This is a genomic window from Nocardioides pini (assembly GCF_026712185.1).
Taxonomy (GTDB): Bacteria; Actinomycetota; Actinomycetes; order Propionibacteriales; family Nocardioidaceae; genus Nocardioides; species Nocardioides pini.
Window position 1 is genome coordinate 706455 of record NZ_JAPPUX010000003.1, and the last position, 16863, is coordinate 723317.

A 16863-nucleotide genomic window follows, 5' to 3' on the forward strand; every position below is an offset into this window, starting at 1 on the left:
GACCGGGACTGAGGGCGGGTTGACCCCCATCGCGTTCGCGCAGGCCCTCGGCCTGCCCGGCCTGATCGACCTGCACACCCACTTCCTGCCGCCGCGGGTGATGGCGAAGGTCCGAGCGCAGTTCGACGCCGCCGGCCCGCTGATCGGCCGGCCGTGGCCGCTGCACTACCGCGACGAGGACGACGCGCTCGTCGAGGTGCTGCGCTCCTTCGGCGTACGCCGCTTCACCGCCCTGCCGTACGCGCACAAGCCCGGCATGGCCGAGTTCCTCAACGACTGGGCGGCCGGTTTCGCGGAGCGGGTGCCCGAGGCCGCGGTGTGCGGCACGTTCTTCCCCGAGCCCGGCGTGACGGCGTACGTCACCTCCCGCACGGCGTCGGACCGGCCGGTCGAGGTGTGGAAGGTGCACGTGCAGGTCGGGGCGTTCGACGTCACCGACCCGCTGCTCGACGAGGCCTGGGGCGTCGTCGCGGACGCCGGCACGCCCGTCGTGCTGCACGCCGGCAGCGGACCCGTGCCGACCGAGCACACCGGCCCGGAGCCGGTGCGGGAGCTGCTGGCCCGCCACCCGCGGCTGCGGCTCGTCATCGCCCACGCGGGAGCGCCGGAGTACGCCGAGTTCCTCGAGCTGGCCGAGTCCCACGAGCGGGTGGCGCTCGACACCACGATGGCCTTCACGCCGTTCTTCGAGGAGATGGGCGGCGCCTACCCACCCGACCTGCTGCCCCGGCTGCGCGACCTCGGCCTGGCCGGGAGGGTCCACCTCGGCAGCGACTTCCCGAACATCCCCTACCCCTACGTCGTCCAGCTCGAGGCTCTGGCCGCGCTGGGACTGGGGGAGGAGTGGCTCCGCGCCGTGTGCTGGGAGAGCTCGGCCGCCCTCCTCGGCTGACCCCGGGCGGTGCGCCACCCACATCTCCGGCCAATGGAATGTGGCTGGGCCACCGCCCGGGGGCGTGTCGTACGACGACGCGCCGGCGGGCGGTGCGCCACCCACATCTCCGGCCGCTGGAATAGGGCTGGGCCACCGCTCCCGGCAGGCACGCCAGCGCAAAATGTGGGCGCGGGTGCTTGACGGGGGATATGTAAGTGCGCTGAACTAACTAATGTGACAGCGCACACACCGGTCGGCCGCCCGCTCCGTCCCCGAGGCAAGCTGCTCCAGGAGGACGCCCGCCGCCACCACCGCTCGCTGCTGCTCCAGCAGCTCTTCCGCGAGGGTCCGGCGAGCCGCGCGGACCTGGCGCGCTCGAGCGGGCTGACGCGGGTCACGGTGTCCGACCTGGTGGGGGAGATGCTCGCCGAGGGCTTCCTGGCCGAGCTGGGCGCACCCGCCGAGTCGCGGGTCGGCAAGCCGCCGACGCTCGTCGGGCTCGCCCCCGACTCCCACCACATCATCGGCCTCGACCTCTCCGAGACCGACCGGATGTCCGGCGCGGTCGTCAACCTCGCCGGCACGGTCCAGGCGCGGCACGAGGTGCACGTCGACGGCGCCGAGGGCGAGCAGGCGGTGGAGCTCGTCCTGGGCCTCGCCTCCCACCTGATGACGATGACGGACCGCCCGGTGCTCGGCGTCGGTGTCGGCAGCCCGGGCGTCGTCGACGCGGCGGGCACGGTGGTCGACGCGCCCAACCTCGCGTGGACCGACACCCCGCTGTCGGCCCGGCTGGCCGAGACGCTCGACGTGCCGGTGTTCGTCGCCAACGACGCCAACACCGCCGTCCTCGGCGAGCACACGTTCGGCGAGTCCGGCGACGGCGGGCTGATGGTGCTGCGGGTCGGCACCGGTGTCGGCGCCGGCCTGGTCCTTGGCGGGTCGCTGCTCCACGGCCACCTCGGCGCCGCTGGCGAGATCGGCCACGTCGTGGTCGACCCCGACGGTGAGCGGTGCGCCTGCTCGCGGACCGGCTGCCTGGAGACGCTGCTCGCCGCGCCGCGGCTGCGGCGCCGCGTCGGCGAGCCCGGCGTGGACGGCCCGGCCGTGCTCGCCGAGGTCGGGACCCGGCTGGGCGAGGTGCTGGCGCCCGTCGTCGCCGCGCTCAACCTCCACGAGATCGTGCTGAGCGGCCCCGCGGAGCTGCTCGACGGGCCGTTGCTCGACGCGACGGACCGGACCATCCGCGAGCGGACCATGCCGATCAGCTCCACGGGGCTGGCCGTCCGCACCTCGAAGCTCGGAGAGGACGTGGTGGTCGTGGGAGCGGCCGTGCTCGTGCTCGCCGGAGAGCTGGGCGTCTCGTGAGCGCCTCACGCTTCACACCCCACTGGAAGATCGATGGAAGGAACACTGTGGTGCGCATCAGGAAGTCACTGACCGGGGTGGCGGTCGCCGCGCTCGCGCTGACGACGCTCGCCGCGTGCGGCAGCGATGACGACGGGTCGTCCACCGACGACGACGGCGGCGCCGAGTCCGCCGACATCCGCGTCTGGCTCAACGGCACGGACACTCCGCAGGAGGCCCGTGACTGGTTGAAGAAGACCTTCGAGGAGGACAACCCGGGGTCCACGCTGACCATCGAGCAGCAGGAGTGGGACGGTCTGGTGGAGAAGCTCACCACCGCGCTGTCCAGCGAGTCCGAGACCCCCGACGTGGTCGAGATCGGCAACACCCAGGCCCCGACGTTCACCGCGGCCGGCGCGTTCTCGCCGCTCACCGACCAGCTGGACGACCTCGGCGGCGACGACCTGCTGCCCGGGTTCGTCGAGGGCGCGACGGTCGACGGCGAGACGTACGCCGTTCCCTACTACGCGGGCTCGAAGTACATCTTCTACCGCAAGGACCTCTTCGAGAAGTCCGGCCTCGAGGTGCCCACGACGCTCGACGAGTTCGTGCAGGCCGCCACCACCCTGAAGAAGGACAACCCCAAGCCGGGCAACTTCTCCGGCTTCTGGTTCCCCGGGCAGGACTGGCGCAACGGCGCGACCTTCGTGTGGTCCGCCGGCGGCGACCTGGCCGTCGAGGACGGTGGCGAGTGGACCGGCTCGCTGTCGTCCCCCGAGTCCGTGGCGGGCCTGGAGATGGCACAGCAGCTGTTCACCGAGGCATCAGGCGCGCCCAAGGACGGCAACGAGGCCGACCCGTGGACCCCGTTCTGCGCGGGCGAGGTCGGCATGATGTCGACTCCCGGCTGGGTGAAGGGACTCCTCGACGACCCCGAGACCGGCTGCCCCGACGGCCACGCCAAGCAGGTCGGCGTCTTCGCGCTCCCCGGCCCGGACGGCGAGCCGGCCCCCGTGCTGCTCGGGGGGTCCGACATCGCCATCGCGGCCAAGTCCGCCCACCAGGACCTGGCCCAGGAGGCCGTCGAGCTCATGCTCAGCGAGGAGTACCAGACGCTCATGGCCGACGCCGGCCTGACGCCTGCCCTCACGTCGCTGGCCCCGCTGCTGGGTGACGACGAGTACGCCGAGGCCACCGTGGCCGCGGCGTCCAACGCCAAGCTCACGCCGGCCGCCCCGGGCTGGGCGACGGTCGAGGGATCGCGTGCCCTCGAGGACCTCTTCAGCGCCATCGCTCAGGGCGGCGACGTGGAGGAGCTCGCCGCCAAGGCCGACGAGCAGATGGACAGCCAGCTCAACGGCTGACCATCGACGACCACCAGTGGGGGCGGCGCGAGCCGCTGCCCCCACTGGGGCGCGCCCGCGCGACAATCACACCGCCACCGGAGAGGAGGACCGATGACCGACATGCTGAGCCACACGGCCCGTGACACCTCCCGTGGGCCCGTTCCCGGCACGGCCCCCCGCCCGCGCCGCGGCACCCCGCTGCCGTACGCCCTCCTCGTCCCCGCCGTGCTGGCGCTGGCGGTGGCTCTCGGCTACCCGCTCGTGCGCCAGGTCGTGCTCTCCATGCAGGACTTCGGCCTCGCCCAGCAGTTCGGCCGCCCGCCCGAGTTCGTCGGCGCCGAGAACTACCGGCAGCTCGTCGCCGACGGCTACCTGTGGCGGGTCACCCTCCGCTCCATCGCCTTCTGCCTCGTCAACGCGGTGCTCACGATGGCGATCGGCGTGGGCCTCGCGCTGCTGATGCGGCACATGTCGCGCGGCGTGCGGCTCCTCGTGCAGACCGGGCTGCTGCTCGCGTGGGCGATGCCGGTGGTCGCCTCGCTGACCGTGTGGCAGTGGCTCTTCGACACGCAGTACGGCGTCGTGAACTACGTCCTCACCGGCCTCGGCCTCGACTACGAGGGCCACGGCTGGCTGCTGCGGCCGCTGTCGTTCTTCTTCGTCGCGACCGTGATCGTCGTGTGGATGAGCGTGCCGTTCGTCGCCTTCACCGTGTACGCCGCCCTGACGCAGCTGCCGGAGGAGCTCGTCGAGGCCGCCGAGATCGACGGCGCCGGCGCGACCTCGCGCTTCCGCCACGTGGTGCTGCCCACCATCCGGCCGGTGCTGCTCGTCGTGGGCCTGCTGCAGGTCATCTGGGACCTGCGCGTCTTCACCCAGATCTACATCCTCCAGGAGGCCGGCGGCAGCGCCCGCGACACCAACCTGCTGGGCACCTACATCTACCGGCTCGGCATCGGCGGCGGGGAGTTCGGCATGTCGGCGGCGGTGGCGATCTTCATGCTCGCGCTCACCGTGGTCCTGACCGCGCCCTACGTCCGCGCCATGCTCCGCCAGGAGGGTGAGACATGAGCCGGCCGACCCGACCAGCCCTGCGCGCCACCGCCAACACCCTGGGTGTCCTGGCGTTCCTGCTCTCGGTGTTCCCCGTCTACTGGATGGTCAACAGCTCGTTCCTCGCGCGCAACGAGATCCGGAGCCCGACCCCGACCTGGGTGCCGTTCGGGGGCGACCTCGACAACTACCGCACGGTCTTCGCCACGGACCAGTTCCTCGACGCGCTGCAGGTGAGCCTGATGGTCACCGGCCTGACGATCGTCGTGGCGCTGCTCTTCGCCTTCGTGGCGGCCGTGGCGGTGAGCCGGTTCCGCTTCCGCGGCCGGCTGACCTTCATCGTCACGCTGCTGGTGATCCAGATGATCCCGGTGGAGGGCCTGTTCATCAGCCAGTACAAGATGCTCAAGGCGATGGACCTGCTCAACACCGTCGTCGGGCTCACGCTGGTGTACGTCGCCGGCGTGCTGCCCTTCACGATCTGGACCCTGCGCGGCTTCGTCGCCGGGGTGCCCTACGAGCTGGAGGAGGCGGCGATGATGGACGGGTGCTCGCGCGTGCAGGCCTTCTTCCGCGTCACGCTGCCGCTCCTCGCCCCCGGCCTGGTGGCGACCGGGGTCTTCGGCTTCATCCAGGCGTGGAACGAGTTCACGCTGGCGCTCGTGGTGATGACGCGTGAGGACCAGCGGACGCTCCCGCTGTGGCTGTCGACCTTCACCGACGTCAACCGCGGCACCGACTGGGGCGGGATCATGGCCGGCTCCACCCTCATCGCGATCCCCGTCATCGTCTTCTTCCTCGTCGTGCAGGGCCGGATGGTCAGCGGCCTCACCTCCGGGGCGGTGAAGGGATGAAGCCCATCCCACGACGTCCTTCTCCTCCGCTGCGCTCCCCTGAACAACGCCGCGGGGACCCCGACACCGTGGATGATCTCCAGGTCATGGCGCTGCGGGTGCTGCTCCCCGGCTTCACCGGCACGACGCTGCCAGACGGCCACCGCGCGCTCCTCGAGCAGGGCCTCGGCGGCATCTGCTACTTCGGCAGCAACACCGCCGACGGCCCCGCCGCGCTCGCCGCCCTCAGCGCCCAGATCCGCGCCGCCAACCCCACCGCGGTGATAGCGGTCGACGAGGAGGGCGGCGACGTCAGCCGGCTGCACACCCGCCACCCGAGCCCCGTGCTCGGCGCCGCGGCCCTCGGAGGAGCGGGGGACCTGGCGCTCACCGAGGCCGTCGGTCGCTGGGTGGGCCACGAGCTGGCCTCCGTGGGCGTCACCCTCGACCTGGCGCCCGACGCCGACATCAACAGCGACCCCGACAACCCCGTCATCGGCACCCGCAGCTTCGGCGTCGACCCCGAGCAGGTCGCCGCCCACGTGGCCGCGTGGACCCGGGGGCTCCAGTCGACCGGTGTCGCGGCGTGCGCCAAGCACTTCCCCGGTCACGGCGACACCGCCACCGACAGCCACCTCGCCCTGCCCCGCATCGACGTCGACGCGGACACCCTCGCCATCCGCGAGCTGGTGCCCTTCGACGCTGCCGTCGAGGCGGGCACCAAGGCGGTCATGACCTCGCACATCGTCGTGCCCGCGATCGACCCCGACCGCCCGGCCACCCTGAGCCCGCTGGTCCTCAGCATGCTGCGCGAGGTGCTCGACTTCGACGGCGTGGTCGTCAGCGACGCGCTCGACATGGCCGGGGCGTCCGCCACGCTGGGCATCCCCGAGGCGGCCGTCCAGGCCCTCGCCGCCGGGTGCGACCTGCTCTGCCTCGGCCCCGACACGCCGGCCCCGCTGGTCCTGGAGGTCCGCGACGCGGTCGTCGCGGCCGTGGCGGACGGCCGGCTCGCGCACGACCGGCTCGCCGATGCCGCTCGACGCACTGCCGCGCTGGGCGTGCCGACGGCCACGACCGCCAGCGGTGCCGAGTCGCCCGACGCGGCGCGGCAGGCCGGTGCGGCCGCGTCCGCGATGCGGGTCGACGGCGACCTGCCCGATCTGACCGGCGCCGCCGTCGTCAGCGTCGAGACCGTGGCCAACATCGCGGTCGGTGACGTGGCGTGGGGCCTCCCGCCCGAGCACCGCGTCGACCCGGGGTCGCTGGCGGGCGGGCTGCCCGACGTGGTCCCCGACGGCGTACCCCTCGTGGTGCAGGTGCGCGACGCGGGCCGGCGCCCCGAGGTGCTGGCCTTCCTGCGCACGCTCGCGGCGAGCGGCCGACCGGCGGTCGTCGTCGAGTGGGGCTGGCCGTCGACCCACGGCGCCGGCCTCACGACCATCAGCACGCGCGGCTCGTCCGCACCCGGCGTCGCGGCGGTCACCCAGCTGCTGCGAGGGGCCGGGTGGTCGGGATGAGGGCCGCGCTGACAGGCACCCGAGGCGTCGGCCTCGACATCGGCGGCACCAAGACGCACGGCGTCGTGCTCGGGGAGGACGGCGCCATCCTGGCCCAGGTCAGGGAGTCCACCCGGCCCGGCGCCGACGGTGTGGTCGCGACCGCCGAGCGGGTCTTCGAGGCCCTCGCCCGAGAGAGCGGCGGGAGCCTGGGGTGTCGCGTCGGCGTGGGCGTCCCCGGGCTCGTCGACAGCGAGCGCGGGATGCTGCGGCACGCGGTCAACCTGGGGGTCAACGGCGACGACCTGCCGCTGCGCGACCTCCTCGCCGAGCGGCTCGGCGTGCCCGTGGTCGTGGAGAACGACGTCAACGCCGCGGCCCTCGCCGCCTGCGCGCTGGTCGAGGCCGACGACGTCGTGTACCTCAGCGTCGGCACCGGGCTGGCCGCAGGGCTCGTCGTCGACGGCCGGCTGCGCCGCGGCGAGCACGGCGCGGCGGGTGAGATCGGGCACCTCCCGGTCGACCCGGCCGGCGATCCCTGCGGCTGCGGCCAGGTGGGTTGTCTGGAGACCATCGCGTCGGGCCGTGCCCTCGCCCGTGCCTGGCCCACTCCCGACGGGCCGCCCGCAGCGGCGCTCTTCGCGGCGGCCGCCGCGGGCGACCCCGCGGCCATCGCCGTGCGCGACCGCTTCTGCTGGGGGGTGGCCAGCGCGGTCCGTGCCCTCGGCCTCACCATCGACCCCGAGCGGATCGTGCTGGGTGGTGGCGTCGCGGAGGTGGGCGAGCCGCTGCGCGAGCAGGTGGTCCGGCAGCTGCGCACGCTGGGGGAGGGGTCACCCTTCCTCGCCTCGCTCGGCCTCGCCGACCGGCTCAGCATGGTCCCCCTCCACTACCCCGTCGCCGCCGTCGGCGCCGCCTTGGTGGCCGCTCGGTAGGTTGTGGCCGTGGAAGCCGGTACGTGGATCGACGTCCTGCTCGTGCTCGCGTTCATCCTGGTGGGCGGTGTGTTCGCCGCGACCGAGATCGCCCTGGTCTCGCTGCGCTCGGGCCAGGTCGAGCGCCTCGAGAGCCAGGGCGGACGCGGGCACGCGGTCGCCTCGCTCGCCCGCGACCCCAACCGGTTCCTCTCCGCGGTGCAGATCGGTGTCACCGTGGCGGGCTTCTTCTCCGCCGCCTTCGGTGCCTCGACCCTCGCGCCGTCGTTCGCCCCCGCCTTCGAGGGCCTCGGCGTCCCAGCCCCCGACACGGTGTCGCTGGTCGTGACGACGCTCGTCGTGTCGTACCTCTCCCTCGTGCTCGGCGAGCTCGTGCCCAAACGGCTCGCGCTGCAGCGGTCGGTGGGGGTCTCCAAGCTCTTCGCGCCGCCGCTCGGCAGGTTCGCCACCGTGATGACGCCGGTCATCTGGCTGCTGTCGCTCTCGACCAACCTGCTCGTCCGCCTCCTCGGCGGCAACCCCGACGCCGCCGGCGACGAGGTCGACGAGGAGGAGCTCAGGATGATGATCTCCGGCCACGAGGACATCCCCGAGGGCGAGCGCAAGCTCGTCGACGACGTCTTCGAGGCCGGTGACCGCTCGCTGAGCGAGGTGATGAAGCCGCGCGGTGACGTCGTCTTCCTGCGCGGCGACATGAGCCTCGCCGACGCCGTGGCCGTCATCGTCGACCAGCCCTACACCCGCTACCCGGTCACCGGCACGTCGTTCGACGAGGTGCTCGGCTACCTCCACCTGCGCGACGTGCTCGGGCGCGCGGACGATCGCTCGACGACCGTCGCCGCAATCGCACGCGAGCTGCCGGTGCTGCCGCGGACCAACCGCGTGCTGCCCTCCATCGACCAGCTCCGCAGCCTGGGCGCGCACATCGCGCTGGTGGTCGACGAGTACGGCGGCACCGACGGCATCGTCACCCTCGAGGACCTCATGGAGGAGCTCGTCGGCGAGATCCACGACGAGTACGACACCGACGCCGAGGTCGCCGCGTCCGCGGACCCGACGACCGTGGACGCCGGCCTGACGATCGAGGAGTTCGCGGAGCGGACCGGCGTCGAGCTCGAGGACGGCCCCTACGAGACCGTCGCCGGCTACGTCCTCCACCGACTGGCGCGGATGGGCGAGGTCGGTGACTCCGTGGTCGTCGGGGACCGCCCGCTCGAGGTCGTCGAGGTCGACGGCCACCGCATCACGCGCGTACGCCTGCAGGCCGCGCCCGTCCCGCCGGGGGAGCCCGGCGGTGAAGAGTGGCGGCGCCCGGCCGGGCCGACGCCCCAGCAGCAGGCGTTCGCCGACGACTTCGCCACCTGGGGGCTCTTCCTGCCCGACGACGCCGTCGCCACCCACCGCGACGGGCACCTCAAGGGCCAGGGGTGGTCGGTCCGGTTCCGCTGGCGCGACGACGGGACGCTCCTGGTGCGGGCGGACCACCGGATGACCGACGAGCGGCTCTACGGGATCGCTCCCGACGGCACCCGAGCCGAGGTGGGGCTCGAGGCGCCGCACGGCGGCGTGTTCACCCCGACCGGAGCGACCGACGCGGAGAAGGCCGACGCGAGGGCGCGGCACGCCGCGACGTGGACCCGGCACCACCAGGCCGTCCACGAGGCCGGGCTCGACTTCGACCACGAGGTCCCCCAGGACCTGGTGGGCAGCACCGACCGCCAGCTGTGGCGCCTCGACGACGACGTCTGGCACTCCGAACCGCTCCGCCCGGCGGAATAGCGTTCGCGGTCCGTCGGTTGGGACCAGTAGGCTGGAGCCGTGGGCTCGGGCCTGCTTGACAACACAAGAGGGGCTGATCGGTTTCGACTTGGGACGTTAGTTCCAGGGGAAGCGGGTCGAGAAGCCAGCGTCATCTCGTAAACGATCGCTGGAAATCCATAGTTGCCAACACCAATCGCAACGACTTCGCTCTCGCTGCCTGAGCAGTGATCGAAGGGTCTGACCGGGCACCCGTCTCCGTCCCGGACCCAGGCCTCATCTAGGAGACTTGCTGGTCACTCTCTGTCAGGAGGGGTGACCGGGACTTGATCCTGACTGGGCCTGTCGGCGACGTGTCTGTGCGAGCGCCGGGGCCGAGAAAAGCGACATCACTGACTGCACCCGGAGAAGACCTGGATCGACGCTCGAGGACCGGGGTTCGATTCCCCGCAGCTCCACCAAGAGGGCTTTCCCGAAATGGGCCCGAACAGTTTCCCGAATTGGGGACTGTTCGGGAGACCTCCAACAGCCCCAGCAGAACAACGAGAGGGCCCCAACCACCGTCGTGGTTGGGGCCCTCTCGTTGTTGGGCCAAGAGTCCTCAGGCGGCCGTCTGCTCGAGTCGCTCGACGTGCTCGAAGACCTCGTCGCCGCGGAGGATCAGGCTCTCGATGACCTCTCCGTCGAGGGGGTGGTTCATCAGCGGGCTGTCGATCCGTTCGCCGGACTCGCGGCTGTGCTTCTCGAGGATGCGAATGTTGTAGCAGGCGGCGGCCGCGGCGACGGCCAGCGTGACGAGTGGCAGTCCGACGACCTGGACGAACCCGCGCCGTACGTCCTCCGTGCCACGGTTCTTGATGTTGCCGAAGACTGCCTCGACGGCCGAGCGCAGGGCGTAGGCGAGCTCCCACTGCTCGCTGCCCGCCGCCTCGTGGAGGCGCGCGAGCGAGCCGGGCAGGCGACCAGAAAAAGGTGATACGCCCTCGCATGCCCGGCTCCGTTCGGCTTCACCTGCCAGCACCGCGGGCATGGGCCAAGATGAACCCATGCCGATTCGGGGACACATCAGCGCAACGCGGTCAGATAGACACCACCAGACACTCAGCGACACCCGTAGCGAGGCAGCCCGGTGAGCACGCTCGGAAGCTTCATCTGGTCCATCGCCGATCAGCTCCGCGGCCCCTACCGCCCCAACCAGTACGGCACCGTGATCCTCCCGTTCACGATCCTGCGACGCCTCGACTGCATTCTGGAACCCGACCGCGACACCGTGCGGGAGCTGGCTGCGAAGTTCGACAACCAGAACCGGCTCAAGGTCGAGGTCACCAAGGCCACCGGGCGGCCGTTCTACAACACCTCGAATTACGGGTTCGCCAATCTGCTGGCCGACGCCGATGGACTGGCGGACAACCTCACCGACTACGTCGACCGGTTCTCCGCCGACGTCGACGTGTTCGAGTACTTCGACTTCAAGAAGGAGATCCTCGCCCTCGAGAAGGCGGGGCTCCTGCGCGAGATCGTCAAGTCGTTCGGTGCCGTGGACCTGCACCCGGACAAGGTGTCCAACTCCGACATGGGGGACGCCTTCGAGTACATCATCCGCAAGTTCAACGAAGCCGCGAACGAGACTTCCGGCGACCACTACACACCGCGCGACGCGATCAAGCTGCTCGTCGACCTGCTGTTCGCGGAGAAGGACGCCGACCTGACCGAGGCCGGCATCGTCCGCACGCTCTACGACCCCACCGCCGGCACCGGCGGAATGCTCTCGCTGGCAGAGGAGCACCTGCTGGCGCAGAACCCCGACGCGCGGCTGACGCTGTTCGGACAGGAGTACAACCCGCAGTCGTACGCGATCTGCAAGTCCGACCTGCTCGCCAAGGGCCACGACGCCACCAACATCGCGTTCGGGAACACCCTGACTGACGACGCGTTCCCCGGTCGCCGCTTCGACTTCTCCATGTCCAACCCGCCCTACGGCGTGGACTGGAAGCAGTACGCCAAGGCCATCACCAAGGAACGCGACGAAGCCGGCCCCTACGGCCGCTTCGCCCCCGGCCTGCCGGCCACCTCCGACGGTCAGATGCTCTTCCTGCTCCACCTCGCCCACAAAATGCGGGCACCCGAGGACGGCGGCGGCCGGGTCGGCATCGTCATGAACGGCTCCCCCCTGTTCAACGGAGGCGCCGGATCCGGGCCCTCCAACATCCGCCAGTGGCTGCTGGAGAAGGATCTCGTCGAGGCCATCGTCGCGTTGCCGACCAACATGTTCTTCAACACCGGTATCGCCACCTACATCTGGATCCTCGACAACAGCAAGCACCCCGACCGCAAGGGTCTGGTGCAGCTCATCGACGGCACCTCGTTCTGGACCAAGATGCGCAAGAACCTGGGCTCCAAGGGCCGCGAGATCAGCGACACCGACCGCGCCCAGGTGCTCCGCCTGTACGCCGACTTCACCGACGCTGACCCCGACTACTCCAAGGTCTTTTCCAACGACGAGTTCGGCTACTGGACCATCACCGTGGAACGGCCCCTCCTCGACGAGGACGGCAAGCCGGTCGTCGACCGCAAGGGCAAGCCCAAGCCCGACTCCAAGAAGCGCGACACCGAGAACGTGCCCTTCACCTACGGCGGCTCCACCGCCGGCGCCGCGGGGAGGGCCGAGGTCATCCAGGCCTACTTCGATACCGAAGTGAAGCCCCACGTCCCCGACGCCTGGATCGACTGGGCCAAGACCAAGACCGGCTATGAGATCCCCTTTACCCGTCACTTCTACAAGTACGTCCCACCCCGCCCCCTCGCCGAGATCGACGCCGACCTGGAGAAGCAGGTCGCCAAGATCCTTGACCTGTTGCGGGAGGTGGAGGGATGACGTGGCGTGAGCGGCGGGTGCGGGAGATGGCCGATCTGATCAACGGCTTTCCGTTCGACTCCACCGACTTCGCAGACGATGGTGATCTCCCATTGGTGAGAATCCGTGACATCCTCGGCACCTCGTTCGAGACGTTCCTCCCAGCCGAAATCGTTCCTGAACCGGTCTTGGTTTCGGACGGCGACGTCGTGATCGGTATGGACGGTGACTTCAACGTCGTTGCCTGGTCCCGCGGCCCGGCAGCCTTGAATCAGCGCCTCTGCCTACTCCGGGCCAACGGCTGCGCCGACATGCGATTCCTCGCCTATGCGCTCCCCGCGCATCTGCAGGTCATCAACGACCTCACGTACGCGACGACCGTCAAGCACCTCTCTTCAAGCCAGGTACGTGGTATCCGGATGACCGCTCCCGATCTTCCGGAGCAGCGCGCCATCGCTGACTACCTCGACCGCGAGACCTCCCGCATCGACACCCTCATCGAGGAACAGCAACGCCTGATCGAGATGCTTCGAGAGTTGCGTGCGGCGCTCATCTCTACGGAGACCGGCTGGGGTTCAACGCGCCCAGACGAATGGCCGATGATGCGGCTTTCTTGGCTCTTTCAGGCGACCGGCAGCGGAACCACGCCTTCCAACGAGGACATCACCTACGACGAAGATGCGGACGTGCCATGGGTGACGACTGGCGAGCTTCGAGAGTCCGTCGTTTTCGGGACTGCGCGTGGTGTCACTTCCGAAGTGGTGAATCGCTACTCCGCCCTCAAGATCCACCCCGCTGGCTCGCTTCTCATCGCGATGTACGGAGCCACGATTGGCCGAATGGCGTTACTTGGCGTGGACGCAGCGTCGAATCAGGCGTGCTGTGCGCTCATTGGTCCCACCGGGGCTATTCCTGAGTTCGTGCAGTACAGCCTGATGGCCGCAAAGGGCTGGCTGCTTCTGGAGGCTGCTGGAGGAGGGCAGCCGAACATCAACCAGGACAAGATCAGGTCTTTCAGAATCCCCGTGCCGCCCCTACGAGAGCAGCGGCGGATCGCGGCGCGCCTCAATGATCAGACAGCGAAGATCGATGCGCTCGTCGCTGAGACCGAGCGCTTCATTGAGCTCGCTCGCGAACGACGCTCAGCGCTGATCACCGCAGCGGTGACTGGGCAGATTGACGTGCGAGAGGTGGCGTGATGGCTGGCTACAACGAGGTCGTGTTCGAGACAGAAATTTGCGGGCACCTGTCCCACAACGGATGGCTGTACTCGGCGAACGATGTTGGTTACGACAGGGAGCGGGCGCTCTTTCCCGAGGACCTGTTTGCCTGGCTGGAGGAGACGCAGCCGGCGGCGTACGAGAAGGCGCTGAAGGCGGCCGGGTCGCCGGCGAAGTTCATCGACGTGCTCACCACGGCGCTAGACAAGCCCCTGGAGCACGGCGGCGGGACGCTGAACATCCTGCGCAACGGGGTGCAGTACATCGGAGGCGGCCGGCTGAAGATGGCGCAGTTCCGTCCCGAGACAGCGTTGAACGAAACGACCAACGCCCACTACGCAGCGATGCGGGTCCGGGTGATGCGGCAGGTGCACTTCTCCACGGCTGACCAGCGCAGCATCGACCTGGTGTTCTTCGTCAACGGTCTCCCGGTGGCGACGGTGGAGCTGAAGACCCACTTCACCCAGTCGTTGGACGAGGCGATCCAGCAGTACCGCAGGGATCGCAACCCGGTGACCAACGGCCGACTTGAGCCGCTGTTGTCGTTCGGGCACCGGGCGCTGGTGCACTTCGCGGTCTCCAACGACCTGGCGGCGATGACGACCAGGCTGGAGGGGGAGAAGACCCACTTCCTGCCGTTCAACACCGGCTACGACGCCGGGGCCGGCAACCCGCCTGGCGGGGACGGCAAGTCGGCGACGGCGTACTTGTGGGAGCGAGTGTGGGAGAAGGACGCCTGGCTCACGATCATCGGACGTCTGATGCTCGTGGAGACCAAGGAGGAGTGGGACGTCGCCACCGGCACCTCGGTGCGTCGCACCAGCATGCTGTTCCCCCGGTTCCACCAGTGGGAGGCTGTCACGGACATCGTGGCCGCGGTCGCCGAGGAGGGTGTGGGGCAGAGGTACCTGATCGAGCACTCCGCCGGGTCGGGGAAGACCAACACGATCGCCTGGACCGCGCACCGGCTGGCCCGGCTGCACGTGGACAACAAGAAGGTCTTCGACTCCGTCATCGTGGTCGTCGATCGCACCGTGCTCGACGGGCAGCTCCAGGAGGCCATCCGTCAGCTCGATGGAAACAAGATCGTGGCCACCATCAGCCCCGAGGATGTCCGCAAGGCGGGCGCGAAGTCGAAGTCGAGCCTGCTCGCGACTGCGTTGAAGAACGGTGAGCTGATCATCGCGGTGACGGTGCAGACGTTCCCGTACGCGCTGGAGGAGATCCGGGCCGACGCTGGGCTGAAGGGCAAGAAGTTCGCCGTCATTGCCGATGAGGCGCACTCCTCGCAGTCCGGGCAGATCTCCTCCAAGCTGAAGCAGGTCCTGACCGCGGAGGAGCTCCAGGAGATCGAGGACGGTGGCGAGATCGACGTCGAGGCGATCCTCGCCTCGGAAATGAGCGAACGCGCGGAATCGCCCAACATCTCCTACCTAGCCTTTACCGCCACCCCGAAGAACAAGACACTCGAGCTGTTCGGCCGCAAGGGCCCCGACGGGAAGCCCCGCGAGTTCCACCTGTACTCGATGAAGCAGGCCATCGAGGAGGGCTACATTCTCGACGTCCTCAAGGGCTACCAGGCCTACGAGACCGCCCTGAAGATCGCCGGCAACGCCAACAGCGAAGGCGAGGTCGAAGAGGGTGCCGCACGCAAGGGCCTGATGCGGTGGGTGCGGCTGCATCCCACCAATATCAGCCAGAAGGTGCAGATCATCGTCGAGCACTTCCACACCAACGTCGCCCACCTGCTGGAAGGCAAGGCCAAGGCGATGGTGGTGACGGACTCCCGTAAGGCTGCGGTGAAGTACAAGATGGCCATCGACGCCTACATCGCCAAGCGCGCCGCCGAGGACGCCTCCTACAACTACCGGACCCTGGTCGCGTTCTCCGGTGGGGTGCGGATGGACGAGGACGAGGTCTGGGCATCCGACTGGGGTCCGGTGCCGGACAAGGACGACGAGTTCACCGAGGCCAACATGAATCCCGGCGCTGGTGCAGATCTCGCGGCGGCGTTCAAGGGCGAGACCTACAAGATCATGCTGGTCGCCAACAAGTTCCAGACTGGGTTCGACCAGCCGCTGCTCTCGGCGATGTACGTCGACAAGAAACTCTCCGGCGTGACGGCGGTGCAGACGCTATCCCGGCTCAACCGCACCCACCGCACGGCATCGGGGGAGCAGAAGCGCAAGACGTTCGTCATCGACTTCGTCAACAAGCCCGAGGACATCAAGGCCGCATTCGAGCCCTACTTCAAGAACGCCACACTGGAGACCGAGACCGACCCCTACGTCGTGGTGCACCTGGCGACCAAGCTCGCTCAGGCCGGCATCTACACCGAGGACGACGTCCGCAAGGTCGCCGAGTTGTGGGTCACCCGCAAGGGCAACAACGCTCTCTCCGCAGCGATCAGCCCCGCACAGCACGACTTCGCACGCCGCTACGCCCGGGCACTGGAGGAAGACGACAAGGTCACCCTCAACACCCTCGATCTGTTCCGCAAGGACGTCTCGACCTACGTGCGGCTCTACGACTTCATGAGCCAGATCGTCGACTACGGTGACCCCTACCTGGAGATGCTCTCCATCTACCTGCGCCTCCTCGAACGGGTCATCGACGACTCCTCGTGGGCAGCGGAGGTTGATCTCTCCGATGTCGTCCTCGTCGGTGTCAAGCACACCAAAAGCACCCAGGTCGACATCTCGTTGACCGGCGACGGACAGCTCAAGGGCATCAGCGCCGCCGGCACCGGCACCAAGAAGGAACCGAAGTACGTCGCCCTACAGGTCGTCATCGACAAGATGAACGACCTCTTCGGCGCCGAAGCCTTCACCGAGTCCCAGGTGCGCGAGTTCGTCAACGGCCTCGTCCAACGACTGCTCGCCTATCCCGACTTGGTCAAGCAGACCCAGGTGAACTCGAAGAAGCAGTTTCTGGAATCCCAGGACTTCCAATCGGCGGTCACCGAGGCAGTCATCGACAACCAAGGCGCCCACAACACGATGGCCGACTACTTCTTCAGCGACGGTCCCGGGATCAACGGCGTCGTCCTTGCGCTGGCGGACGCGTTCTACGAAGCGGCGATCGACGAGTCGGCAGTCGTCCGCTGAACACGTCAGCAAGAGAAGTTGCGATCCATGGCGGCTG

12 protein-coding genes and 1 other RNA gene are annotated in these 16863 nt (G+C 69.2%); 12 read left to right on the forward strand and 1 reads right to left on the reverse strand.

Annotated elements, in window-relative coordinates:
* Window positions 1-19: 19 nt before the first annotated feature.
* The 9 genes from NYO98_RS13140 (at window position 20) to ssrA (ending at window position 10106) form a co-directional block, all read left to right on the forward strand.
* Complete coding sequence (locus NYO98_RS13140) at window positions 20-892, forward strand: amidohydrolase family protein (RefSeq protein ID WP_268112181.1); 873 nt, start codon at window positions 20-22, stop codon at window positions 890-892.
* Window positions 893-1108: 216 nt separating this feature from the next.
* A complete protein-coding gene (locus tag NYO98_RS13145; protein WP_268112182.1) occupies window positions 1109-2242 on the forward strand; it encodes an ROK family transcriptional regulator in 1134 nt (377 codons plus the stop codon).
* Between the two features lie 50 nt (window positions 2243-2292).
* A complete protein-coding gene (locus tag NYO98_RS13150) occupies window positions 2293-3585 on the forward strand; it encodes an extracellular solute-binding protein (protein ID WP_268112183.1) in 1293 nt (430 codons plus the stop codon).
* A gap of 93 nt (window positions 3586-3678) precedes the next feature.
* Entirely contained in the window at window positions 3679-4638 is a 960-nt protein-coding gene (locus NYO98_RS13155) for a carbohydrate ABC transporter permease (protein ID WP_268112184.1), read from the forward strand.
* Window positions 4635-5474: a carbohydrate ABC transporter permease gene (locus NYO98_RS13160; protein ID WP_268112185.1), complete on the forward strand. Its 840-nt coding sequence runs from the start codon at window positions 4635-4637 to the stop codon at window positions 5472-5474. The genes NYO98_RS13155 and NYO98_RS13160 overlap by 4 nt, the downstream gene beginning before the upstream one ends.
* 68 nt (window positions 5475-5542) lie before the next feature.
* Window positions 5543-6973, forward strand: coding sequence for a glycoside hydrolase family 3 N-terminal domain-containing protein (locus NYO98_RS13165; protein WP_268112186.1), 1431 nt, complete (start codon window positions 5543-5545; stop codon window positions 6971-6973).
* Window positions 6970-7887 carry an ROK family protein gene (locus NYO98_RS13170; protein ID WP_268112187.1) on the forward strand — a complete coding sequence of 306 codons (918 nt, stop codon included), beginning with the start codon at window positions 6970-6972 and terminating at the stop codon, window positions 7885-7887. Before NYO98_RS13165 ends, NYO98_RS13170 begins: the two co-directional genes overlap by 4 nt.
* Before the next feature lie 9 nt (window positions 7888-7896).
* Window positions 7897-9666 (forward strand): hemolysin family protein, encoded by a 1770-nt coding sequence (locus NYO98_RS13175; RefSeq protein ID WP_268112188.1) that lies wholly within the window; start codon window positions 7897-7899, stop codon window positions 9664-9666.
* 69 nt (window positions 9667-9735) lie between these two features.
* Window positions 9736-10106: a transfer-messenger RNA gene (gene ssrA, locus NYO98_RS13180) on the forward strand.
* 140 nt (window positions 10107-10246) lie between these two features.
* Here the strand turns inward: ssrA and NYO98_RS13185 are convergent.
* On the reverse strand, window positions 10247-10675 hold the full coding sequence (locus NYO98_RS13185; RefSeq protein ID WP_268112189.1) for a hypothetical protein: 429 nt from the start codon (window positions 10673-10675) through the stop codon (window positions 10247-10249).
* Window positions 10676-10774: 99 nt separating this feature from the next.
* On the opposite strand from NYO98_RS13185, the gene NYO98_RS13190 reads away from it, so the two are divergent.
* From NYO98_RS13190 to NYO98_RS13200, 3 genes are read left to right on the forward strand one after another with little or no spacing between them, the layout of a single operon-like run.
* Entirely contained in the window at window positions 10775-12520 is a 1746-nt protein-coding gene (locus tag NYO98_RS13190) for an HsdM family class I SAM-dependent methyltransferase (RefSeq protein WP_268112190.1), read from the forward strand.
* A complete protein-coding gene (locus NYO98_RS13195) occupies window positions 12517-13698 on the forward strand; it encodes a restriction endonuclease subunit S (RefSeq protein ID WP_268112191.1) in 1182 nt (393 codons plus the stop codon). The genes NYO98_RS13190 and NYO98_RS13195 overlap by 4 nt, the downstream gene beginning before the upstream one ends.
* Window positions 13698-16826: a type I restriction endonuclease subunit R gene (locus NYO98_RS13200; RefSeq protein ID WP_268112192.1), complete on the forward strand. Its 3129-nt coding sequence runs from the start codon at window positions 13698-13700 to the stop codon at window positions 16824-16826. The genes NYO98_RS13195 and NYO98_RS13200 overlap by 1 nt, the downstream gene beginning before the upstream one ends.
* Window positions 16827-16863: the final 37 nt, after the last annotated feature.

Coding starts and splice junctions, on each gene's coding strand:
- NYO98_RS13155 (WP_268112184.1), top strand. CDS start 3,679: ATGACCGACATGCTGAGCCACACGGCCCGTGACACCTCCCGTGGGCCC.
- NYO98_RS13185 (WP_268112189.1), bottom strand. CDS start 10,675: ATGCCCGCGGTGCTGGCAGGTGAAGCCGAACGGAGCCGGGCATGCGAG.
- NYO98_RS13160 (WP_268112185.1), top strand. CDS start 4,635: ATGAGCCGGCCGACCCGACCAGCCCTGCGCGCCACCGCCAACACCCTG.
- NYO98_RS13200 (WP_268112192.1), top strand. CDS start 13,698: ATGGCTGGCTACAACGAGGTCGTGTTCGAGACAGAAATTTGCGGGCAC.
- NYO98_RS13170 (WP_268112187.1), top strand. CDS start 6,970: ATGAGGGCCGCGCTGACAGGCACCCGAGGCGTCGGCCTCGACATCGGC.
- NYO98_RS13195 (WP_268112191.1), top strand. CDS start 12,517: ATGACGTGGCGTGAGCGGCGGGTGCGGGAGATGGCCGATCTGATCAAC.